Genomic DNA, 22,127 nt, shown 5'->3' with positions numbered 1-22,127 from the left:
TACCCCCTTCGAAATTCCGGGACTTCCGGGGTTTCGACTGATCAAATCTATCCACATCGGAGTCCCTACTACATGACCATCACCTCGAACGAGAACAACAGCGCACCAGTCGTCGCAATCAACGACATTGGATCTGCTGAGGACTTCTTGGCCGCAGTCGATGCCACCATCAAGTACTTCAACGATGGTGACCTCGTCGAAGGCACCGTCGTCAAGGTTGACCACGACGAAGTTCTGCTCGACATCGGTTACAAGACCGAAGGTGTCATCCCTTCCCGCGAGCTTTCCATCAAGCACGACGTCGACCCAGGTGAAGTTGTCACCGTTGGCGACAGCGTCGAAGCCTTGGTCCTGACCAAGGAAGACAAGGAAGGCCGCCTGATCCTGTCCAAGAAGCGTGCACAGTACGAGCGCGCTTGGGGCGACATCGAAAAGATCAAGGAAGAGGACGGCGTCGTTACCGGTACCGTCATCGAGGTTGTCAAGGGTGGCCTCATCCTGGACATCGGCCTGCGTGGCTTCCTGCCAGCATCGCTCGTCGAGATGCGCCGTGTGCGCGACCTGGCTCCATACATCGGCCAGGAAATCGAAGCCAAGATCATCGAGCTGGACAAGAACCGCAACAACGTTGTGCTCTCCCGCCGTGCATGGCTCGAGCAGACCCAGTCCGAGGTCCGCTCGACCTTCCTCAACAAGCTGGAAAAGGGCCAGGTTCGTCCGGGCGTTGTTTCCTCCATCGTCAACTTCGGTGCCTTCGTGGACCTGGGCGGCGTAGACGGCCTGGTACACGTTTCCGAGCTGTCCTGGAAGCACATCGACCACCCATCCGAGGTTGTCGAGGTTGGCCAGGAAGTCACCGTCGAGGTTCTGGAAGTCGATCTGGACCGCGAGCGCGTTTCCTTGTCGCTGAAGGCTACCCAGGAAGATCCATGGCAGACCTTCGCCCGCACCCACGCACTGGGTCAGGTTGTACCGGGCAAGGTTACCAAGCTGGTTCCATTCGGTGCGTTCGTACGCGTCGAAGACGGCATCGAAGGCCTGGTTCACATCTCCGAGCTGGCAGTTCGCCACGTTGAACTGGCCGAGCAGGTTGTCTCCGTGGGCGACGAGCTGTTCGTCAAGGTCATCGACATCGACCTGGAGCGCCGCCGCATCTCGCTGTCGCTCAAGCAGGCTAACGAAGGTGTTGACCCAGAGGGCACCGAGTTCGACCCAGCACTCTACGGCATGGCTGCAGAGTACGACGAGGCCGGCAACTACAAGTACCCAGAGGGCTTCGACCCAGAGTCGAACGAATGGCTCGAGGGCTTCGACGCTCAGCGCGCTGCATGGGAAGCACAGTACGCTGCTGCCCAGGAGCGTTGGGAAGCGCACAAGAAGCAGGTTGCTGCCGCAATCGCCGCCGATGCAGAAGCTGAGCCTGCTGCTGCCGGTGGTTCCGAGCCAGCTCCAGCTTCGTACTCCTCGGAGGCACCAGCCACCGATGCAGGCACCCTGGCTTCGGACGAAGCACTGGCTGCACTGCGCGAGAAGCTGACCGGCAACTAATTCCGGCTTCTGCCACGTGCGGAAATCGTGATTAGCTTTAGCTGATCTACGAAGGTCCAACCCTGCAAGGGTTGGACCTTCGTTCGTTAACCCGTGGATATGTCCGGTTTATCGCTGCGGCCAGTCTTCTTCGTAATTATTTATGCTGACGGTGGCCGGCCAGAAATAGCTCCCGAGGAGCACTGAGATTAATACCTGCTGACGCTAGACTAAAAGTCTACCGATCAGGTGGATTCGCAAACGACAGGTATAAGCACATGGCAACGGCAAGGAATTCGCAGGCAGGCTACGCGGCAGGTACCGTTGCCGGGCGTCAGATCCCGATGCGCCAGGTCAGCCACGAAGAATGGGCGTCCGTTCCACGCACCATTCCCAATTTCTGGGTGGCGGCAGCCACCTGGCTTCCACTGGTTGCTTTAGTGATCCTCGTCCGTCAAGATCTTCTGCATTCGCCGTACCTCGACCAGGGTTTCTGGCATATCGCGTCCTTTTCGATGATCGCTACCGTCCTCGCCATGATCTTCGGCGGCGGCCGGCAAGCACCGTGGATGGGATTGGGTGTAGCAGCTGGAGTTTATTTGCTGCTGGCCCCTGCCGGGGATCTGCAACGGATGCTGATGCTGTCGATGGCCTATTTCCTTCTGCTCTCCCTGACAGTAGTCATCCTCGATGCCCGGTTCAGACGCCAGCTGAAATCCTGGAAACGTGAAGCAACAGGCGGCATCGAACTGGCCGCGGGTCAGGAACGCGATTTCGGAATCACCAAGCAAATGTCGCCCACGGTCTGGAAACTGGCGTTGGGCGCCCTGGCTTATCCGATTCTCCGGCTGGGCTGGGAACTGATCAGCACAGAAGTGCATTCGTTGCATGACTTGGATGAAGGATACCGGCTTGACGTGTTGGCCGCGGCAATCCTGTTGGGCATCAGCTTGCTGATCAGCGTATTGCGCTGGATGCACCTGCAAGCAATGGGCCTTTTCGCACTCGAAGTGCCAGCGGATCACCGGATCGGCCCAACCTCTTTACGGGCCTGCGGAAACGCGATCCTCATCGACACGGATGAAACCGCGAATTGCCTGTGCCGGAACGACGACAAGAACGGATCCAAGACGGAATTCGAAGATCCGCGATTCATTTTCTGTTCCGAGGTTTGCCCCGAGCACGGGGTGTATGCGGTCAATCAGCTCTCCCACGAGGAGTTCCTGGGCATTGCGGCCCAGCCCTGGGTCTACGGGGAGAACCTGAATGGGAAACTGCTTGAAGGAACCGGCCAGCGTTTGGTCATCGCGGGATTAAGCGGATGGGGCTCGCGCCCGATTGCCGTGCGGGCATCCTGGCTCTATGGGGGAGGGAAACAGGCGAGCGCCTACTACTCTCCGGAATCCGCACGCGAACCGCTGAACCGCAGCAAACGACGCCTGGCGGTTAAGACGCCGAATGGCGACTCAGTTCTTGGCGATGACTTCGACAATAACAAGCGGGCCGAGATCGACCGGATCGACCTGCATCCCATAGGTATCAACGCCCATGCAGTGCGCGTGCACGGTGGGCGCCCATTCTTGATCTAACCTGGTATGGATGCCGTAGGACCGCGAGCTAGGCGGCCGCTGCCATGTGGTAGTTGTTGCGTACCGGTTGCTGGGCAGGATCGATGAAGCTGGGCAGGATGACCTTGGGCACCCCGCCATCGGGAATGACCTTGATCAGTCCGGCATGCACGTCATGATGATGCGTGTCGCAGAGCATCGCGCTCCAATAGACCGCGGTGACACCGCCCTCGGACCAGAACCAGATGTGGTGGATGTTGCAGCGCTCGGGATCCATGGTGCACCCGGGCACAATGCAGCCGCGATCGCGCACGGCGATACCCAGCCGCATGTATCCCGGATGCTTGCGTTGGCTGCGGCCGATATCCAGCAGCTCGCCCTTGCCGCCGAGCACCATCGGGATGATGCGTGCCCTGGCGAGGGTCTGGCGCAGGTCGGTAGCGTTGAGCTTGAATCCATGCTGGGTGATGCCGTGGGTTCGTGCCCGGCCTTCCAGCTCATCCAAGGTCAGCATTACCACGATTTTCGGCGTGATGGCGGGGACCTTGACGGAGCCGCCAGCAAGATCTTCGGTGCCCTGTCCGGATTCTCCGTTCTGCACTGCGTGGAGCAGCTCCTGCAAGCGTTTCGAATTGATCTCCAGCAAATTCAACAGGCCGTTGAGACGGCGTGCCGCGGGAGAAAGTGGCTCAGGGCCAGGTTCTTCGCTGGCCGCGGCTTCTTCATCGGTGACGAAGTCCGGATGGGTTCCACTGCCTGGCCGGTAGAAAGTGCCGTCTCCAGTGTCTTGCCCTGGATCGTCTTGCAGCGGATCGGTGAAAGCTTGGCGCGCGGCCTGGCCCGGTGCAGAGCGTGGATTGTCGATTTGCGAGATGCCCGACTCGAAGAGCTCCGCACGGGTGGGGCGCAGGGCGAGATCGTAATGAACCAGCCCGTCGCGTTCACCTCGCCGGAACACCCCTTCCAGCGCTTCGGGCCGCTTCTTGCCGAGTCGTTCCTTCTGGGCCTTGAGGAAGTTGCCGACCAAGCGGCGGCGGGTGCCCGGATCAGGCTCATCCAAGTGCTCATCGACGACGGATTCAAGCAGCTCGCCGTCTTCGCTGAGCGCCGAGGCAGTGGCCGGTGCGGCGAATTCGTCCAGAGTGGGTTCCAGCGCGGCCAGGCGCCGGGCCGCGCTGAGCACTTCGGCTGGCGGCTGGTGCGGGTCATTGAAACGCTCGGCCAGCAGCGGGAACTGTGCAGGGTACCTCTGGTGCTGGTAGCCGTATTGCGCGTAGACGTGGTGGGCGGCCTGGATGCGGCGTTTCGCTTCGAAATGCTCGGTACGCAGCCAGGAAGCCAACAGCGTCGCGGGGCCGGGGGAGCCGGGCCGCGCTCCGGTGCGCGTGGCGGGAATGCTGAAATCGCTGCGGTTCTCGCGGGCAGCGGCCAGCTCTTCCGGGATGAGGGTGTGGGCGGCGGTGTCCTCAACGAGGTGGGCCGCGTAGATCTGCAGGCGCTGTCCCTGGTGGGTTGCTGCCTCGGCGGCGGTGGCCAAGGCCAGGGCATAGCGCGGGTCGTGCAGGTAGTGCGGCACGCGGCCTGCGGACGGAACATCGGAGGGCGGGGTGGACGAAGCGTCCGGGAGCAGGGTCTGCTGCAGGCGGGGGAGGAACGCGGCCAAGGCCAGGGCGTCGTCGACGTTGAGGGCCGGCGTGTCCTCGATTGCTTGTGCCAGCCCGGCGAGGGCTTGGCTGATTGTTCCGCTCATGGACCCAGCATGCGGCTGGTCGCGCGCGGCGTGCCGGGGCGGGACGCGGGCTGTGGAAAAGCTAGTGCGCGCGGGTGGATGCGGTGACGGTGAAGGTCTTGTCGCGGGCCAGTTGCCTGGTGGGGCCGACCCGGCGAACCAGTTCGCTGCGGTAGCGCAGGTGCGAGTTGAACACGCACAGCAAGGTGCCGCCGGGGGCGAGCACGCGGGCGGCGTCGTCGATCAGCTTGAACGCGATGTCGGCAGTGACGGTGTTGCCGATGTGGAAGGGCGGGTTCAGCGTGATGAGTGTGGCGCTGGCATCGGGCAGGCGGCTCAGGGCATCATCCTGCACGGCGGTGATGCGGCCGGCCAGCTGGTTGCGCTGCGCGGCGGCCAGCGTGGAGGCGACGGCGGAAGCCGAATGGTCCGAGGCGTCCACGCGCAGCTGCGGATTGCGCAGGGCGGCGAAGATGCCGATCGAGCCGTTGCCGCAGGCCAAATCGACGAGCGTGCTGTGTTCGGACAGATCCGGCAGGTTTTCCAACAGCAGCCGGGTGCCCGGGTCCAGCCGCGCGTTGCCGAAGGTCCCGGCACCGGCATGCAGGGTGAAGCTGGTGCCGCGCACCTGGTGGGTGGCGGTGGCCGGGAAGCTGCTGGCGGGCTGCTCGGCGCGCGGGCTGCTGGCGGTGAGCACCCGGGACTTCTGCCGGGCCAGCGAGACGTCCACGCGCTCGAAATGCGCCGCGAGCACCTCGTTCATGGAACGGCTCATGTGCTTGATCCGGCCGCCGGCGAACAGCCGTGCACCGGGGGCGGCCACGTCGGCCACCGCGGCGGCCTGCTCGCCAAGCACGTCCAATCCGCGGGGCAGGGCCAGCAGGACGACGCTGGCCTGCGCGGCGACCTGCTGGAGCGGGAAGAAGTCGAGGCGCTCGGCCGCTTCGGGCATCAGCCGGGCCAGGTTGGCCTCGATGGCCCGGCGGGCGGTGAGCGAATCGGTGTGCACGCGCACGCTCGTGCTGCCAAGCGCCAGCGAGCCCAGTGCCAGCGCGCCGTAGTGGTCGCCGATCACCGCGATGGATGCCGGCCAGGAGCCGGTTCCGGACGCGGCGGCGCAGGAGTCAAGGATGAGCCGGTCCGAGGCATCGGCGGCGAAGAGGTTCGGCGCTTCGACATCGGGCCAGCGGCGCAGCGCGGGAAGCAGGGCCTGCAGCGCGCTGGCGCCCTCGTCGGCGTCGTGGGAATCAGCGGCAGTGTTCAAATCAGGTCAACCCATTGCGTGTTGGCGGCGGCCAGTTCTCCGGCGCCGGAAGTGAGCGTGGCGATATGGGTGCGCAGCTGGTCGGCGGCTTCCGGGGTGTCCGGGATGCCGACCTGCACGATCGCGGCATCGGCCTGCCAGGCGGTCGGCTCGATTTGGTAGCCGGCGGCGCGCAGTTCGTTCTCGTAGCGGGCCGCGTCGGCGTGGGAGGCGGCGAAGGTGTGGATCCGCATGCGCTGGCGCAGGTGCAGCTGCGCCTGGTCCAGCGCGGAGGACACCGCCTCGGAGTAGGCGCGGACCAGCCCGCCGGCGCCGAGCTTGATCCCGCCGAAGTAGCGGACCACCACGGCCAGCACGTCCGAGAGCACGCTGCCGTCGGCAATTTCGCGCTTGGCCAGGGCATCGAGCATCGGAATGCCGGCGGTGCCCGAGGGCTCGCCGTCGTCGTTGGAGCGCTGCGCCATCCGATCGGGGCCCAGGATGAACGCGCTGCAGTGGTGGCGGGCATCGAAGTGGCTCTTGCGCAGTGCGGCAATATGCTCGCGGGCGGCCGCCTCGGTCTCGACCCGGTAGAGGTAGGTGATGAAGCGCGAACGCTTGATTTCCAGCTCGTGCACGCAATCGCTGGTCAAAGTCGTGTACCGGGTCGCGGCCGAGTCGTTGGTGTTCATCCCCCTTAGTTTATAGGGTGGAAGCATGAAGCATGTGGGACTGACCGGGGGAGTGGCCTCCGGAAAATCGGCGGTCGCGGCCAAACTAGCATCATTGGGCGCCGTCGTCATCGATGCCGACGCATTAGCCCGCCAGGTCGTGGAACCCGGCACGCCCGGGCTGGCTGCGATCAAGGACACCTTCGGCGAGGGGATTCTGCTGCCCGACGGGTCGTTGGACCGGCCCGCCTTAGGCGCGATCGTATTCTCCGATGCGGCGCAGCGGGCCAAGCTCAACGAGATCGTGCACCCGCTGGTGCGCGAGCAGGCAGATGCCCTGCGCGAGGCCGCGGCACCCGGTGCGCTGGTGGTGGAGGACATCCCGCTGCTGGTCGAGTCCGGGCAGGCGGACCGCTTCGATGCCGTGATCGTCGTCCAGGCCCCGCATGATGAACGCATCCGCCGCATGGTCCAGGACCGCGGCTGGAGCCGCGACGACGCCGAAGCCCGGATGGCCGCTCAGGCCACGGACGAGCAGCGGGCGGCAGTGGCCGACTACCTGCTGGATAATTCCGGCAGCCTGGAAGAACTCGAGGCCCAGGTCGCCTCCCTCTACCGCCAATTGGCCCCAGCACAGGAGTAGCAATGTACAAGATCTGCAAGTGGACCACCCTGCTCGCCTTTGCCGCAGCACTGGTGCTGTGGCTGGGATTCGGCGGCCGCGAGGAATTCGTCGCCAGCGAATCCGGGCCGTATTCGCCGGTGGTCTACATTTCCGGCTGGCTGGGCCTGATCGGCCTGGCCGCCGCGACCGTCATGACCGTCGGCTTCTTCGGCAGCAGCATCCAGCGCACCGTCAAGCGCAATGCGATCCGTTACGGGATGCGCAAGTAGCACCTGGGCATTAAGCTGAAAGCTGGCTCGGGCGAGCGGCCATCGGCCGGTGCAAGTGGATATGCTGGAAGCATGAGTCTTGCACAGCCGATCAAGCGCGTGGTCGCCCCCTTCGAAGTCATCAGCGAGTACGAGCCCGCCGGCGACCAGCCGCAGGCCATCAAGGAGCTGACCGAGCGGATCAACGCCGGCGAGAAGGACATCGTGCTGCTCGGCGCGACCGGCACCGGCAAGTCCGCGACCACCGCCTGGCTGGTCGAGCAGGTGCAGCGCCCCACCCTGGTGCTGGTGCAGAACAAGACCCTGGCCGCCCAGTTGGCCAACGAATTCCGCGAGCTTCTGCCGAACAATGCGGTGGAGTACTTCGTCTCCTACTACGACTACTACCAGCCCGAGGCCTACGTCCCGCAAACCGATACCTTCATCGAGAAGGACTCCTCGATCAACGAGGAGGTCGAACGGCTGCGCCACTCGGCCACCAACTCGCTGCTCACCCGCCGCGACACGATCGTCGTCGCCACCGTCTCCTGCATCTATGGCCTGGGCACCCCCGAGGAATACGTGGCCGGAATGGTCACCGTGCGCCAGGGCGAGGAACTGGACCGCGACGCGATGCTGCGCCAGTTCGTCGCCATGCAGTACACCCGCAACGACATGGACTTCCACCGCGGCACCTTCCGGGTGCGCGGCGACACCGTGGAGATCATCCCGATGTACGAGGAGCAGGCGGTGCGCATCGAGTTCTTCGGCGACGAGGTGGAGGCCATCTACACGCTGCACCCGGTCACCGGCGAGGTGATCCGCGAGGAAACCGAGATGTACATCTTCCCGGCCAGCCACTATGTGGCCGGCGCCGAGCGGATGGGCAAGGCCATCAAGTCCATCGAGGACGAGCTGGCGGTGCGGCTGAAGGAGCTGGAGTCGCAGAACAAGCTGGTCGAGGCCCAGCGGCTGCGCATGCGCACCACCTATGACCTGGAAATGATGGAGCAGATGGGATTCTGCAACGGCATCGAGAACTACTCGCGGCATATTGACGGCCGAGAGGCAGGTTCCGCACCGCACTGCCTGCTGGACTACTTCCCGGACGACTTCCTGCTGGTCATCGACGAGTCGCATGTGACCGTGCCGCAGATCGGCGCCATGTACGAGGGCGACATGTCGCGCAAACGCACCCTGGTGGAGCACGGCTTCCGCCTGCCATCGGCGATGGACAACCGCCCGCTGAAGTGGGACGAGTTCCTGGAGCGCATCGGGCAGACGGTGTACCTCTCGGCCACCCCGGGCAAGTACGAGCTGGGCAAGTCCGACGGCTTTGTCGAGCAGATCATCCGCCCGACCGGCCTGGTCGACCCGGAGATCATCGTCAAGCCGACCAAGGGGCAGATCGACGACCTGCTCGACGAGATCCGCACCCGGGTGGACCGCGACGAGCGCGTGCTGGTCACCACACTGACCAAGCGCATGGCCGAGGATCTGACCGATTACCTGACCGAGCACCAGGTCCGGGTGCAGTACCTGCACTCGGACGTGGACACCATCCGCCGCGTGGAGCTGCTGCGCGAGCTGCGCATGGGCTCCTTCGACGTGCTGGTCGGCATCAACCTGCTGCGCGAGGGCCTGGATTTGCCCGAGGTGTCGCTGGTGGCGATCCTGGATGCGGACAAGCAGGGCTTCCTGCGCTCGGCCACCTCGCTGATCCAGACCATCGGCCGTGCCGCGCGCAACGTGTCCGGCCAGGTCATCATGTATGCGGACAAGATCACCGATGCGATGGACCAGGCAATCGAGGAGACCAACCGCCGCCGGGCGATCCAGGAAGCGCACAACAAGGAGCACGGGATCGACCCGATGCCGCTGCGCAAGAAGATCGCCGACATAACCGACCAACTGGCGCGCGAAGATGCCGATACCCAGGAGCTGCTGAACAACAACCGCTTGGCGAAGAATGCCAAGCGCAGCAAGGCCTCCCCGGCGGTGCGCAAGGATGGCCTGGCCGCGGCTCCGGCCGAGGACCTGCTGGGCCAGATCGAGGAAATGACCGAGCAGATGCACGCGGCGGCCGCCGAACTGCAGTTCGAGCTCGCTGCCCGCATTCGCGACGAAGTGTCCGAGCTGAAGAAGGAACTGCGCCAGATGCAGGCCGCCGGCCACGCGTAACCAGGGTGCTGTTCAGCGCAGTGTGGCGACATCCACTGACCCTGTGCGGTTCCTGTGCGCTACACTTGATCACTGGACGTAGGGGAGTATCCCAATGCTGTGAACGTCAACACGCGGACCAATGATGTTCCGCCGGGCGCAGCAGCCGACCAGCACTACGGGTGCCACAAGATTTCGGGCACCGTGCAGGCGGCGGAGAGACTTGCGGCGATTTTGACATACCCTCCAACGAAAGGTCGCTCGTCCGTGGGCACTTCTGGAATTAGCCTTCAATTCGAGATCATCGCACTGGTAGTCCTGTGCGTGATCTTGGCCGCTGACTTACTGTACGTAACGAAGCGTCCGCACATTCCTTCCATGAAGGAAGCTGGCATCTTCGTCAGCATCTACATCGGCTTGGCCATCGCCTTCGGCGGCTTGATCTGGTGGCAGGCCGGCCCGCAGCTCGGCCAGGAATTCTACGCCGGCTGGATCACCGAATACGCGTTGTCGGTGGACAACCTGTTCGTCTTCATCATCATCATGGCCCGCTTCTCGGTACCGCGAAAGTACCAGCAGGAAGTGCTGATGTTCGGCATCATCATCGCGCTGATCCTGCGCGCCATCTTCATCGTGCTCGGTGCCGCAATCATCGAGCAGTGGTCGTGGGTCTTCTACATCTTCGGCGCCTTCCTGCTGTGGACCGCATGGAACCAGCTCAAGGACGAGGACGAGGACGAGGAAAGCGGCCTGGTCAGCAAGCTGACCAGCAAGCTGCCGATCTCCAAGGACTTCGATGGCGCCAAGCTGCGCACCGTGGTCGACGGCAAGAAGCTGTTCACCCCGATGGTGCTGGTCTTCGTGACCATCGGCATGACCGACCTGCTGTTCGCCTTCGACTCGATTCCGGCGATCTTCGGCCTGACCAAGTCCGCGTTCATCGTCTTCACCGCGAACATCTTCGCGCTGATGGGCCTGCGCCAGCTGTACTTCCTGCTCGGCGGGCTGATGAACCGCCTGGTCTTCCTGAAGCACGCACTGAGCTTCATCCTGGCCTTCATCGGCGTGAAGCTGGTCTTCCACGCCCTGCACGAGAACCAGGTGCCGTTCATCAACGGCGGCGAACCGCTTCACTACGCGTGGCTGGACATCTCCGTTGGCCTCTCGCTGCTGGTGATCCTCGGCGCGATCGTCATCGCCACCGTGCTCTCGCTGTGGAGCCCGTGGGGCAAGCGCGCAGCCGCGAACGCCGAAGCCGCCGCATTGGCCGACGCCGCTGAGCACGCGAAGCACGACTAACCCCGGGTAGCGCGAATAACAGCCCCGCCGGGACCGGTTCATTTGAACTGGTCCTGGCGGGTTTTGCGTACCCGGATAGTGTGCCTATGCAGTTCTGCTAAGGTGATTCCCATGAGCGATCCATCAACAGAAGCCAGCGATATTGCCACCGGCGTGGCACTCGCCTCGGGCACCATGTCGCGGCTGCTTGGACGCGCGGCAGGGCAGGGCCGATCAGTCACCGCGTGGCGGGTGCTTTCCACCTTGGACCGCTTGGGTCCGCAACGCGTGGGAGACTTGGCTGTTGAGCAGCGCGTTGCGCAGCCGACCATGACCGGCCTGGTCATTCGCATGGAGAATGACGGGTTGGTGCAGCGCCAGCCGGACCCGAAGGACGGCCGTGCCAGCTTGGTCAGCTTGACCAGCGAGGGCAAGGAAGCGATCGAAGCCTACCGGCAGCGCGCGATCGCTTCGCTGGCAGGCGGCATCGATTCCTTCAGCGCCGAGGAGCGGCAGGTTATGGCGCAGGCGGTGCCGCTGCTGCAACGGCTCAATGGCCAGGTCGCCGCGCAGCTGGACACCCACGGACAGCAGGCTTAATCGGCAACGCGCTTGAATCCTCGGCGGGATTCAAGCGCGTTGCCTGTTTGCCATCTCAGCTGACGGATCGGCTCCCTTGTCTAGTCGTCGTTGGACGCGGCCTGGGGTTCCTCGCCATTGGCCATGGCCAGCAGGCGGCGGAAGATCGCCGGGCCGTCATCGCCGATGCCGTCATGGTGGTAGTCCTCGGTCACCCACACCTGCAATCCTGCCACCTGCGAGGCCGTGCGCAGCGAAAGCTCGCGGTCCACATATACATCGTCGTGGTAGACCGCCGCGGCCACCGGCACCTTGTTCTTGGCCAGCACGTCCAGGTCGTATAACGGGCCGAAGCCCTCGTGCTCGGCCAGGATGCGGGCCACATCCTCCAAGGGGCGCAAGGCCGGATCGTCGGAGAAATGCCAGCCGTAGATCATCTCGCCGGTCAGCAACGGGGTCGCCGCGTGGTGTGTGAAATCCGGGAACTCCGGCAAGACCTGTTCCGCGGCGAAATTGGTCGCCTCGCCTTGCGCGTAAATGGTTTCGTGCATCAGCGCATAGAGCGGGTTCGATGCGAACGAGGACTGCGCGTTCAGCGCTTCGAGGAAGGCGTCCGAGAGGCGTTCGCCGCCCGGGGTATCGCTAAAGGCCTCCTCAAAGATGTGGTGCAGCAGGTGCACCCGGGTGTTGCCGCCCAGGTACATGCCCAGCATCTGCACCAGCGGGACGGTGACGCGCTGGCCGTTGGGCAGGCGCTCATCGTCATTGGCGCGCACATGCTCGTAGATCCTGTGCAGCGTCTCATAGTCCTCGGGATACCAGGAGAAGTACTCGCGGTTGCGTTCGGCCATGCGCTGGTAGGTGGCACGGTAGACGGTCTTCGCATCGGCATCCAGCGAGGCCAGCCCGCCGGTGACCAGGCAGCGGGTGAGCGACTGCGGGAAGAGCGAGAGATAGGTCAGGGTGCAGAACCCGCCGTAGCTTTGGCCCAGGGTGCTCCATCGCGCGATGCCCAGGTGCTCGCGCAGCGCCTCGGCATCGCGCACGATCGAATCGGCCCGGAAATGCGTGAGGTAGCGTGCCTGGGCCGCCGAGTCCCCGCGCAACGGAAGGGTCTTGCGGTTGGCCGGGGTGGACAGCCCGGTGCCGCGCTGGTCCAGCAGCAGTACGCGGAAGTGCTTGGTGGCTTCGGCCAGCCACCCGGAGAGGGAACCGGGGCGCGGGGACTTGCCGCCTGGCCCGCCCTGCAGGAACAGCAGCCAGGGCTTTGATGCGTCGGTGCTGATCTCGCGGGCGAAGATCGAGATCTTCTCGCCCTGCGGGTCTGCATGGTCCAGCGGGACCTCGATGCGATGGTCGGTGACGTCCATGCCGCGGTAATGCCGCATTAGTTTGCTCCTCGGGTGCCAAGTGCGTGCAGTGCTTCGCCGTCCAGGCGGCGTGTGGTCCAGCCGTCCATGGAACCGGCGCCGATCGCGTCGTAGAACTTGATCGCCGGTTCATTCCAATCCAGCACCGACCATTCCAGGCGCTTGTAGCCGCGCTGGACGCAGATCTGCGCCAGGGTGCGCAGCAACGCGGTTCCGGTGCCCGAACCGCGTCGCGCTTCGCGCACGTAGAGGTCTTCCAGGTGGATGCCGTGCCGGCCTTCCCAGGTGGAGTAGGTCAGGAACCACAGGGCCATGCCCTTCAGCTCGCCGGATTCATCCTCGGCCACGTGGGCGAAAACCTGGGGATTGGGGCCGAAGAGGTGCTCTTGCAGATCAGCTACGGTGTTGTGCACCGCATCTGGTTCCTTCTCGTAGTCGGCCAATTCCTGGATCATCTCCAAGATCTGCGGGCAGTCGCCCGGAACAGCTTCACGCACAATACTCATGTGTTCCAGCTTACCTCCGTCGTACCGCTAAAACGTCGGTGACCAGACCTAAGGTTGAATGCATGATGGGTGGACACCACGCGGTGAGCGGCGCAGCCGCATGGTTGGCAATAACGACTCCGGTCACCGTGGGATCGGTGAACCTGGGGCTGGGCACCTTCCAAATGGACCGCTGGGAAACCCTGGCCGGAGCGATCGTGTGCGCAGGTGCCGCCCTGCTGCCCGACGCCGATCACCATTCGGCCACGATCGCCCGTTCACTGCCGCCAATTTCCAGCATCTTCACCCGGATCATCTGTTCTGCTTCCGGCGGGCACCGCAATGGCACCCATTCGCTGATCGGCATCGCCTTCTTCATCTTCCTGGCCTGGCTGGCCAACGGCTGGGATGTGCAAACCGCGGCCCTGGGGACGGTTTATCCGGCGGCGGCGCTGTTCGCGATCCTGCTGATCTCCTTCGCGGTGAAGACCATGAAGTTCATGCCGCCGCTCTTGTGCTGGATTATCGCCCTGGCCGCCGGCACCTTCGTGGGGATGAACACTCCGGCGGAGAACCAGTGGTTCCTGCTGGCGGTGGCCATCGGCGTGATCGCGCACGTGGTGGGGGACATGCTGATCATCGGAGGCTGCAATCTGCTGTGGCCGATCAAGATCGGCTCCCCGCGCTGGTTCCGCCGGATGCCGGTCATCGGCGGTTGCTGGAAGTCCAACGGCCGGGTGGCGCTGCCGATTCTGGGCGAAACCGGCTCCACCTCCGAATGGCTGCTGGCCACGGGACTGACCACCTATGTGGGCATCGCGCTGATCGTCGCCTAGCTGCCCGCAGGCACGCCAGAACATTTTTGGGAGATGGCCTAAGGCCATGGCATGATCCGAACTATGCCGATCCACTACACCCAGCGCATCAGCTGGCCAGATCTTCCTGCCGAACTGCGCGAACTGATTGAATCGCACCTGGGATCGCAAGTCATCACGGCGCATAGCCAATACGGCGGGTTCTCTGCGGGCAGCGCCGACCGGCTGCTCACCGCCGCAGGGCAGAAGGTGTTCGCCAAAGCTGTCAGCCACGGGCTGAATGGCCCGGGCGCCGCCCTGCATGCGCGAGAGGCGGAGATCGCAGCGATGCTCCCGGCTTCGATGCCGGTTCCGAAATTCCTGGGACGGATTCGCTGGGATGACTGGGAAGCGTTGATTTTCGACCAAGCGCCAGGGGTTAACCCGCAGCTTCCCTGGGGTGCCGACGAGCTTATCCGGGTGCTGGACACGCTCGCGCAGCTGGCGGATCAGCAGCCAGCTGGAATCACCAGCTTGCTTCCTGCCCTCGAAGTAGATCTGCGCGAGGATGCCAGCGGTTTTGCTCGGATCATGGCTGATGAATGGATTCCTGCTGACCCTTGGTTGGCTCAAAACCTGGAAGCACTCCATGAACTGGCCATCGAAGGAATTGGGGCGCTGGCCGGAAACCAGCTGGTGCACACCGATCTGCGCTCGGACAACATCTTGCTGGGCGAAGATGGGGGCGTGCTTCTGGTCGACTGGCCGTGGGCTTCGCGCGGAGCCGCGTGGTATGACGCGTTGACGGTGCTGGTTGAGGCCAGGATTTTCGATCCGGCACTGGATGCGGACGCCATTGCATCATCCCACCGGATTTTCGCCTCGGCGAGCTCCGATGCTCTGACTGGAGTGCTGGCTGGTTTGGCTGCCTACTATGTTGATGCCGCGCGCAGGCCAGAAGTTCCGGGGCTGCCCACCCTGCGCAGCTATCACGCCAAGCAGGCAACGGCATGCGTAGCCTGGCTCAAAGCCCGATTGGGGTAATGCTAAGACCTGTTGCTAGCCGGACCCGGGCATCTCGGCGTTCTCCCCGCGGTAGATCAGGGCAAGGCCGAGGAATATCAGGCCGAGTTGGAGAACGGTCGCGACCCATGCGCCGGAAGCAAAGAGTTCCGACCAACCGCTGAGCAGCCCTATCAGGACCAGCAGCAATATGCCTGCTCCAAGCAGGCGCAGCTTGAATCCATTCATGGCCACACCCTACGACGATGCCCGCAACATTGCTACCGGTTTCCGGCAGGATGTTGCGGGCATTGTGTGCGACTAGTCCAGACGTTGGGGCTGGGGCGTTTCCGTGCCGAATCCCATGGAAAGGATCGGCGGCAGGTCGGAATCCAGCCTGGAAAGTACCAGATCTTCCTGTTCAACGAGGTTATCCGGAAGGGCATCCACCGGGAACCAACGCAGCTGCGCGGCTCGCTCCGGCTCCATAAGTCTCGGTACACCATCCCACTGGCTGGTGCGGAAGAAGAAATCCACGTAGCTGCCAGCTTGCTGGTTACGATGCACCGTGCACAACGGCTGAAGCTGTGCCGGATCGATGTGGATTCCCAGCTCTTCGCCGGCTTCACGCACGGCGGCGGTCTGGGCAGCTTCGCCGGGCTCAACATGCCCGGCGGCCGCAGTGCTCCAGTACCCGTCCATGTAGCCGGTTCCTTGGCGCAGCTGCAGCAAAACCTCATCGCGGTGTTGCAAGATGACGTAGCTGATCGCCTTCATGCCTAGTCCAGACGGCCCACGGAGGTCACGGTAACCACCGGTTCGCCTACCTCGTCCGAGTCATCCAGCGAGATGGTCGCGGAAATACCCCAGTCGTGGTGCTCGGAAGGGTCAGCGAAGACCTGGCGTACTTCCCAGATGCGGTTAGGCAATTCCTTGACGATGAACAGCTTGGAGCTGCGTCCAACCGGACCGTCATCGATGTCATCGTGCTCATCGAAGTAGCCATCCATCGCATCGGCCCAGGCATCCGCGTCGAATCCGTTGTGCTCATCGAGTTCGCCCAGCGCCTTGTCTTGCTCGTCAGCGAAGAGCTTCACGCGGCGGAACATCTCGTTGCGGACCATCACCCGGAAGGCCCGCACATTGCTGGTCAGCTTTTCCGGTGCCGGAGGCGGTGCGGTTTCGGTTTCCTCGTGCAGCTCGCCGCGGGAGAGCTCTTCCCACTCGTCGAGCAGCGAGGAGTCGATCTGGCGGATCATTTCGCCCAGCCACTCGATGAGGTCTTCGAGATCCTCGCGCAGAGCATCCTGCGGGACGGTCTGGCGCAGGGCCTTGTACGCGTCGGTGAGGTAGCGCAGCAGCACGCCCTCGGAGCGGGCCAGCTGGTAGTACTGGACGAAATCGGAGAAGCCCATGGCGCGTTCGTACATGTCGCGGACGATCGACTTGGGTGCCAGCTCGAAATCGGCCAGCCACGGCGCACCAGAACGGTACTGCTCGAACGCGCTCTCCAGCTTCTCGGCCAGCGGCATCGGGTAGGTGACCTCATCCAGCGCGTTCATGCGGTCGTTGTAGTCCATTCCTTCGGCCTTCATCGCGGCAATGGCCTCTCCGCGGGCCTTCTTCTCCTGGCCGGAGAGCACCTGGCGCGGCTTTTCCAAGGTCGCCTCGATCACCGAAACGACATCCAGCGCGTAGCTGGCGGAATCCGGGTCCAGCAGGTCCAGGGCGGCCAGCGCGAAGGGAGAGAGCGGCTGGTTCAGCGCGAAGTTCTGCTGCAGGTGCACGGTCAGCTCATACCAGTTGCCGTATTCGTCGGGCTGCTCGCGGCGCACCACTACCTCGGTGGCGATCAGTTCTCGCAGGATGCCGATGGCGCGCTTCTTGAGCTTGCGCTGCGCGGCCGGGGTCTCGTGGTTTTCGCTGAGCAGGCGCACAGCGGCCTCGAACGCGTTGTCTTCGCGTTCGAGCAGGTTCAGCAGCATCGAGTGCGAGACCTGGAAGGAGGACTTCAGCGTTTCGGGGGCGGCCTCGACGATCTTCTCGAAAGTCTTCTCGCCCCAGGTCACGAAGTTCTGCGGCGGCTTCTTCTTCGGGATCTGCTTGAGCTTGGACGAGCCCTCGCCATGCTTCTTCAGGGCCTTTTCCATGGCCTTGTGGTTCTCGATCGCATGCTCCGGGGCCTGCACCAGCACGGTGCCTGCAGTATCGAACCCGGCGCGTCCGGCGCGGCCGGCAATCTGGTGGAATTCGCGGGCATTGACGATGCGGGTGCGGGTGCCGTCGAATTTGGACAGGGCAGTGATCACCACGGTGCGGATCGGCACGTTGATGCCCACGCCCAGGGTATCGGTGCCGCAGATGACCTTGAGCAGGCCTGCCTGGGCCAGTTGTTCGACCAGACGGCGGTACTTGGGCAGCATGCCGGCGTGGTGGATGCCAATGCCGTGGCGGACCAGGCGGTTCAGCGTCTTGCCGAATCCTGCGGCGAAGCGGAAGCCGCCGATCATCTCGGAGATCTTTTCCTTCTCCTCGCGCGTGGCCACATTCACGCTCATCAGCCCGGTCGCGCGGTCGATGGCATCGAGCTGGGAAAAGTGCACGATGTAGATCGGGACCTGCTTGGTCTTGATCAGTTCCTCCACGGCTTCCTGCACCGGGTCCATGGAGTAGTAGAAGTGCAATGGGATCGGACGCTCGGTGTGCGCGACCGTGACCGTGGTCTTGCCGGTGCGTTCTTCGAGTTCCTTCTCGAAGCGGGTGACGTCGCCCAGGGTTGCGCTCATCAGCAGGAACTGCGCCTGCGGCAGCTCGATCAGCGGAACCTGCCAGGCCCAGCCACGCTGTGGATCGGCGTAGAAGTGGAATTCGTCCATGATCACGCAGCCCACGTCGGCCTTGGAGCCTTCGCGCAGGGCGATGTTGGCCAGGATCTCTGCGGTGCAGCAGATGATCGGGGCGTCGGCGTTCACCGAGGAGTCGCCGGTGACCATGCCGACGTTCTCCGCGCCGAAGATCTTGCACAAGTCGAAGAACTTCTCGGAGACCAGGGCCTTGATGGGCGCAGTGTAGAAACTGATCTGGTCTCGGGCCATGGCATAGAAGTGCGCAGCGATGGCAACCATGGACTTCCCCGACCCGGTGGGGGTGGCCAGGATGACGTTGTTGCCGCCGGCCAGCGCCATCGACGCTTCGTCCTGTGCGGGGTAGAGGCTGATGCCGCGCGTCGCCACCCACTGGCCGAAAGCCTCGTAGATTTCGTCGTCGGATACGTTCTTGGTGTCTGCTGGCAGATAATCGGTGAGCAACATGATGTTCCTAGCCTATCGGTTGAGAACTACGACTGGGGGCTGGATGTTGCCTGCGCCTCGGGTTTAGGCTCAGGAACATGAAATGGGATCCGACGAAATACACTGAATTCTCCGACTACCGCGGCCGCCCATACAAGGATTTGCTGGGACAGCTGGCAGGGGTCGAGGCGTCGAAGATCATCGATCTGGGCTGCGGCCCGGGAAATATGACCCGGCTGCTGGCCCAGCGCTGGCCGCAGGCGAAGGTCACCGGACTGGATTCCTCGCCAGAGATGATCGCGCGGGCTTCGCAGAGCGAGCACGAGGAGAATCTGGGCTTCGCACTGGCCGACGCCACGCAGTGGATCCCTGACGCCGATACGGACCTGTTGTTCTCCAACGCCATGCTGCAGTGGCTTCCTGGGCATCGCGAGTTGCTGGCAGGATGGCTGGTCAACCTGAGGCCCGGTGCGAACGTGGCTATCCAGGTCCCGGGCAATTTCGGTTCACCCTCGCATGCGGTAATGCGCGCAGTGGCCGACAGCCCGAAGTGGTCCGGAAAGCTGGCAGGGGTGCTGCGCCATGAGGACGTGGTCGGCGAGCCGGATGAATACCAACGGATCTTCCTGGACGCGGGGTTCCAGGCTAATGTCTGGGAGACCACGTACCACCAGCTGCTAGCAGGTGAGGACCCGATCCTGAATTGGGTTCGCGGTACCGCGTTGCTGCCCGTTCGGCACGCGCTGGGACAAGAAGACTATCTGGAGTTCGAGAACGACTACCGTGCCGAAGTCTCCGTCCACTACCCTTCATTCACCTCGCAGGATGGAACCATCTTGACGAACTTCCCGTTCCGCCGGATCTTCATGGTTGGCCACAAGCTCGGCTGACACCGCTCATCCGGGACGTTGCGGGCCTGCAGGCTCTGGCGTCCGGGGAGCCAAACGGAGCATACTTTCTGCACGCACGCGTACGATGCCTTTCTTGCGGGACCGGAGCACAGCCTGAACCTGGCCCGCTTGCAAGCGGACTTCAATCGGGAATTCGATTCGCCATGCCCGCCTGTTGCGGTGGTTGCACGGCGCTTGGAGGCCATGCTGGCAGGAGACCAGTGTTTCGCCATCGTCGCGGGGAATGGACGCGGCTTGGTCGGGCATGCCCTGGTCACGCTGCGACCCACAATCTATTTCGACGGGCCGCTGGCCGTGCTTGACGAACTCTACGTGCAACCCGCATTGCGTGGCCGGAGCGTCGGCTCGGCCCTCGTCAACTGCCTGCTGCAGGAACTGGCGCTGCGCGGAAGCCTGGAACTGCATATCAACGTGGACGAGGACGACACCGCAACTCGGCGCTTCTACGAACGCCACGGGTCCGCCAACAACTTTCAGGGAAGCGGCTGGCGGATGCTGTTGTACTACCAGCAGCTGCCGCCGACTAAATAGCCGGTGGCAGCCGCTGCAAGCTCCTACCAGCCGCGCTCCAGCCACTCGGGCAGTGAGGGGCGTTCGGCGCCCAGCGTGGTGCCATCACCATGGCCCGGAAGGATCACCGTCTCATCCGGGAACCGGTCGAAGATGCGGGAGGTGACATCGGCATAGAGCGACGCGAAACGCTCTGGATCCTTCCATGTGTTCCCTACGCCTCCGGGGAAAAGACTGTCCCCAGTGAGGATGATGTGCTGTCCGGAAGAATCCGCGAGCGCGAATGCAATGGAGCCAGGGGTGTGGCCACGCAGGTGGATTGCTTCGAGCGTGACCTCGCCCAACTGGATTTGATCGCCATGGGAGAGCGGGTGCGCCACCTGCACGCCGGATTCCTCCAGGATGCCGGCGACATCATCGGCCCCCGCATAGGTAGGGACCGGGTAGGCGGCCACCGCGTCGGACAGGGCGCGCACGTGGTCCCAGTGCTGATGGGTCGTGGCGATCGTGGTGACCTGCACTTCGCCCTTCGGCGTGTCGGCCGCAGCCGCTGCCAGCAAGTCCTGGATGGCCGGGAAGTCATCCGCGGCGTCGATCAATATTTGCTGTCCGCTGCCCTTGTCGGTCACGACGTACACGTTGTTGGACATGTCCGAAACCGAAATCCAGCGAACACTGAAGTCATCTAGCTGTAGTTCATTCATTCCTCCAGACTACGGTGAAACCGGTCCGCCACACGATAGGCTCGAGAGACATGAAGCACACGACGAAACGGAACATCGCATGACCGAGTTGCCCTTCCTGCGCGTGGACACGGAGTCCACGGTGGCTCCCTACCAGCAAGTCCGCGAGCAAATCCTGACGGCCGTCGCCGAGGGCAAGCTTGCTCCGGGCACCAAGCTTCCCTCGGTGCGCGCGCTCGCCGGCACCCTCGGTTTGGCGGTCAATACCGTGGCCAAGGTGTACAAGGAGCTCGAACTCCAGGGTGCGGTCGTCACCCGCGGACGCCACGGCACGGTCATCCAGGCCGCCGAGGACCGGGCCGAGCAGGAAGTCAGCGATGCCGCCGCAGACCTGGCGCGGATCGCGCAGCAGTGGTCGGTGGACGAGGAAACCGCGGTGAAGTACCTCAGAGCGGCTTTCAGCTCGCTGCCGCAATAAGCCGACGGCGTCGACCAGGTCCCAGCAGCGATTCTGGTCGACTGCACGCAACACCACACACGCACATCACGCGTCCGCACCTGAGAATGAGCACCGGATATTCGGGAGTTCGCCCATGAGCACTTTCAACACCGCACACCGCACACCGCCAGCGCCAGATGGGCGCCGGTCTGGGTGCCGCCCTGCTCTTGGGCGCCCTGGCCGGATTTTCCGCCACTGAGACCGAACAGCCCGTGCAGGATCTGGGGCAGGAGCAAGTGCGGACCGCAAGGACAAGCTGCTCTCCGAAGCCCACGTCGACGAGGCTGGGAATATCGTGCTTGCCGACACCCTGGTGGGCAAAACTCCCTATCTCGTAGCCCGGGACCTGGCCACCGGGGAAGAAGTCTGGAAGCGGAAGTCCGAAGTCGGCAACACGCCGTCCGGCATTGCCTTCGAGGTCAGCGTGGTGGAAAACAACGGCGAGAAATACGTGTCGTTGCTGCAGCTGGTGGAGAAGGATAAGGTGCGGCCCGCGGTGCTCGACCTGAAAACCGGGCAACGCGTCTCCAAAGGATCCAGGATCCCTCTACGACATTGACCGCCCCGGCAAATGCGGCAATACCTGGTGCATGTTGGCAGCAAGCCCTGACACGGGCGGTAACGTCGACTACTACTACGACTGGCAATCGAACAGCTGGAAGAAGGCAAGGAAGCCCATCGAAATGCCTGATCCGAAGAAAAATCTCGAGGACTACTATCTCGGTGAAGGGCTTTCCATCTCCAGCGACCAGGAATCCGGCAGGTCGGTCCTGAGCTATGCCCATGAGGGGGCTCTGGCGTGGAACAAGGAGTACGAACAAATCTACGATGAGCACTACTCCACGAGCGGAGGCTGGGCTTGGGGAGACCTTCGATGGGGAACGAAGTACATTGGTGGGCTCCGGCAATCGCGCCTTCTACCTGTTTGAACTCGGCGGGAGGGATTTCGAGTGGG

Annotated in this window: 23 protein-coding genes; 14 read left to right on the top strand and 9 right to left on the bottom strand. The window is 63.5% G+C overall.

Annotated elements, in window-relative coordinates; all coding sequences use genetic code 11:
* Positions 1 to 72 precede the first annotated feature (72 nt).
* Both rpsA and ANI01nite_RS10080 read left to right on the top strand, forming a co-directional pair.
* A complete protein-coding gene (gene rpsA / locus ANI01nite_RS10085) occupies positions 73 to 1,548 on the top strand; it encodes a 30S ribosomal protein S1 (RefSeq protein ID WP_038990737.1) in 1,476 nt (491 codons plus the stop codon).
* Positions 1,549 to 1,871: 323 nt separating this feature from the next.
* Entirely contained in the window at positions 1,872 to 3,116 is a 1,245-nt protein-coding gene (locus ANI01nite_RS10080; protein WP_141357788.1) for a hypothetical protein, read from the top strand.
* Positions 3,117 to 3,144: 28 nt separating this feature from the next.
* On the opposite strand, the gene ANI01nite_RS10075 is transcribed toward ANI01nite_RS10080, so the two are convergent.
* From ANI01nite_RS10075 to ANI01nite_RS10065, 3 genes are all read right to left on the bottom strand, one after another.
* Positions 3,145 to 4,845, bottom strand: a complete 1,701-nt coding sequence (locus ANI01nite_RS10075) for a hypothetical protein (RefSeq protein ID WP_141357786.1) — start codon at positions 4,843 to 4,845, stop codon at positions 3,145 to 3,147.
* Positions 4,846 to 4,906: 61 nt separating this feature from the next.
* The gene (locus tag ANI01nite_RS10070) at positions 4,907 to 6,088 is read right to left on the bottom strand and encodes a class I SAM-dependent methyltransferase (protein WP_255314486.1); all 1,182 of its coding nucleotides are present in this window, start codon (positions 6,086 to 6,088) and stop codon (positions 4,907 to 4,909) included.
* On the bottom strand, positions 6,085 to 6,759 hold the full coding sequence (locus tag ANI01nite_RS10065) for an IMPACT family protein (protein WP_141357784.1): 675 nt from the start codon (positions 6,757 to 6,759) through the stop codon (positions 6,085 to 6,087). The genes ANI01nite_RS10070 and ANI01nite_RS10065 overlap by 4 nt, the downstream gene beginning before the upstream one ends.
* Before the next feature lie 25 nt (positions 6,760 to 6,784).
* Between ANI01nite_RS10065 and coaE the strand changes: the two genes are divergently transcribed.
* From coaE to ANI01nite_RS10040, 5 genes are all read left to right on the top strand, one after another.
* Positions 6,785 to 7,381, top strand: a complete 597-nt coding sequence (coaE, locus tag ANI01nite_RS10060; RefSeq protein ID WP_141357782.1) for a dephospho-CoA kinase — start codon at positions 6,785 to 6,787, stop codon at positions 7,379 to 7,381.
* A 2-nt stretch (positions 7,382 to 7,383) separates the two neighbouring features.
* On the top strand, positions 7,384 to 7,632 hold the full coding sequence (locus tag ANI01nite_RS10055; protein WP_066138801.1) for a hypothetical protein: 249 nt from the start codon (positions 7,384 to 7,386) through the stop codon (positions 7,630 to 7,632).
* Between the two features lie 72 nt (positions 7,633 to 7,704).
* On the top strand, positions 7,705 to 9,792 hold the full coding sequence (gene uvrB, locus ANI01nite_RS10050; RefSeq protein WP_038990744.1) for an excinuclease ABC subunit UvrB: 2,088 nt from the start codon (positions 7,705 to 7,707) through the stop codon (positions 9,790 to 9,792).
* A 246-nt stretch (positions 9,793 to 10,038) separates the two neighbouring features.
* Positions 10,039 to 11,070: a TerC/Alx family metal homeostasis membrane protein gene (locus tag ANI01nite_RS10045; protein WP_255314485.1), complete on the top strand. Its 1,032-nt coding sequence runs from the start codon at positions 10,039 to 10,041 to the stop codon at positions 11,068 to 11,070.
* A gap of 111 nt (positions 11,071 to 11,181) precedes the next feature.
* Positions 11,182 to 11,649, top strand: a complete 468-nt coding sequence (locus ANI01nite_RS10040) for a MarR family winged helix-turn-helix transcriptional regulator (protein ID WP_141357780.1) — start codon at positions 11,182 to 11,184, stop codon at positions 11,647 to 11,649.
* An 80-nt stretch (positions 11,650 to 11,729) separates the two neighbouring features.
* Here the strand turns inward: ANI01nite_RS10040 and ANI01nite_RS10035 are convergent, their stop codons facing one another.
* The gene (locus ANI01nite_RS10035; protein WP_141357778.1) at positions 11,730 to 13,016 is read right to left on the bottom strand and encodes an alpha/beta fold hydrolase; all 1,287 of its coding nucleotides are present in this window, start codon (positions 13,014 to 13,016) and stop codon (positions 11,730 to 11,732) included.
* The gene (locus ANI01nite_RS10030) at positions 13,016 to 13,504 is read right to left on the bottom strand and encodes a GNAT family N-acetyltransferase (RefSeq protein WP_038990749.1); all 489 of its coding nucleotides are present in this window, start codon (positions 13,502 to 13,504) and stop codon (positions 13,016 to 13,018) included. Before ANI01nite_RS10030 ends, ANI01nite_RS10035 begins: the two co-directional genes overlap by 1 nt.
* A 62-nt stretch (positions 13,505 to 13,566) precedes the next feature.
* On the opposite strand from ANI01nite_RS10030, the gene ANI01nite_RS10025 reads away from it, so the two are divergent.
* A complete protein-coding gene (locus ANI01nite_RS10025; protein ID WP_141357776.1) occupies positions 13,567 to 14,319 on the top strand; it encodes a metal-dependent hydrolase in 753 nt (250 codons plus the stop codon).
* 51 nt (positions 14,320 to 14,370) lie between these two features.
* A complete protein-coding gene (locus tag ANI01nite_RS10020) occupies positions 14,371 to 15,321 on the top strand; it encodes a phosphotransferase (RefSeq protein WP_141357774.1) in 951 nt (316 codons plus the stop codon).
* A gap of 15 nt (positions 15,322 to 15,336) precedes the next feature.
* Here the strand turns inward: ANI01nite_RS10020 and ANI01nite_RS10015 are convergent, their stop codons facing one another.
* From ANI01nite_RS10015 to ANI01nite_RS10005, 3 genes are all read right to left on the bottom strand, one after another.
* A complete protein-coding gene (locus tag ANI01nite_RS10015; RefSeq protein WP_013349261.1) occupies positions 15,337 to 15,528 on the bottom strand; it encodes a hypothetical protein in 192 nt (63 codons plus the stop codon).
* Positions 15,529 to 15,600: 72 nt separating this feature from the next.
* Entirely contained in the window at positions 15,601 to 16,056 is a 456-nt protein-coding gene (locus ANI01nite_RS10010) for an NUDIX hydrolase (protein WP_141357772.1), read from the bottom strand.
* Positions 16,057 to 16,058: 2 nt separating this feature from the next.
* Entirely contained in the window at positions 16,059 to 18,590 is a 2,532-nt protein-coding gene (locus ANI01nite_RS10005) for a DEAD/DEAH box helicase (protein WP_141357770.1), read from the bottom strand.
* 77 nt (positions 18,591 to 18,667) lie between these two features.
* On the opposite strand from ANI01nite_RS10005, the gene ANI01nite_RS10000 reads away from it, so the two are divergent.
* Positions 18,668 to 19,459, top strand: a complete 792-nt coding sequence (locus tag ANI01nite_RS10000) for a methyltransferase domain-containing protein (RefSeq protein ID WP_141357768.1) — start codon at positions 18,668 to 18,670, stop codon at positions 19,457 to 19,459.
* A 114-nt stretch (positions 19,460 to 19,573) separates the two neighbouring features.
* On the top strand, positions 19,574 to 20,011 hold the full coding sequence (locus ANI01nite_RS09995; protein WP_255314494.1) for a GNAT family N-acetyltransferase: 438 nt from the start codon (positions 19,574 to 19,576) through the stop codon (positions 20,009 to 20,011).
* 23 nt (positions 20,012 to 20,034) lie between these two features.
* Here ANI01nite_RS09995 and ANI01nite_RS09990 read toward each other — a convergent pair whose 3' ends face one another.
* On the bottom strand, positions 20,035 to 20,694 hold the full coding sequence (locus tag ANI01nite_RS09990; protein WP_141357764.1) for an MBL fold metallo-hydrolase: 660 nt from the start codon (positions 20,692 to 20,694) through the stop codon (positions 20,035 to 20,037).
* A gap of 79 nt (positions 20,695 to 20,773) precedes the next feature.
* Here ANI01nite_RS09990 and ANI01nite_RS09985 point away from each other — a divergent pair, with 79 nt between their 5' ends.
* The 3 genes from ANI01nite_RS09985 (at position 20,774) to ANI01nite_RS09975 (ending at position 22,101) form a co-directional block, all read left to right on the top strand.
* Positions 20,774 to 21,151: a GntR family transcriptional regulator gene (locus ANI01nite_RS09985; protein WP_038990756.1), complete on the top strand. Its 378-nt coding sequence runs from the start codon at positions 20,774 to 20,776 to the stop codon at positions 21,149 to 21,151.
* Between the two features lie 316 nt (positions 21,152 to 21,467).
* Positions 21,468 to 21,731, top strand: coding sequence for a hypothetical protein (locus ANI01nite_RS09980; RefSeq protein WP_141357762.1), 264 nt, complete (start codon positions 21,468 to 21,470; stop codon positions 21,729 to 21,731).
* 31 nt (positions 21,732 to 21,762) lie between these two features.
* Positions 21,763 to 22,101 (top strand): hypothetical protein, encoded by a 339-nt coding sequence (locus ANI01nite_RS09975; protein ID WP_141357760.1) that lies wholly within the window; start codon positions 21,763 to 21,765, stop codon positions 22,099 to 22,101.
* The last annotated feature ends 26 nt before the right edge of the window (positions 22,102 to 22,127 follow it).

This window comes from Glutamicibacter nicotianae (genome assembly GCF_006539525.1).
Taxonomy (GTDB): Bacteria; Actinomycetota; Actinomycetes; order Actinomycetales; family Micrococcaceae; genus Glutamicibacter; species Glutamicibacter nicotianae.
The sequence above is the reverse complement of the archived record's forward strand: the minus strand, read 5'-3'. Positions and strand labels throughout refer to the sequence as shown.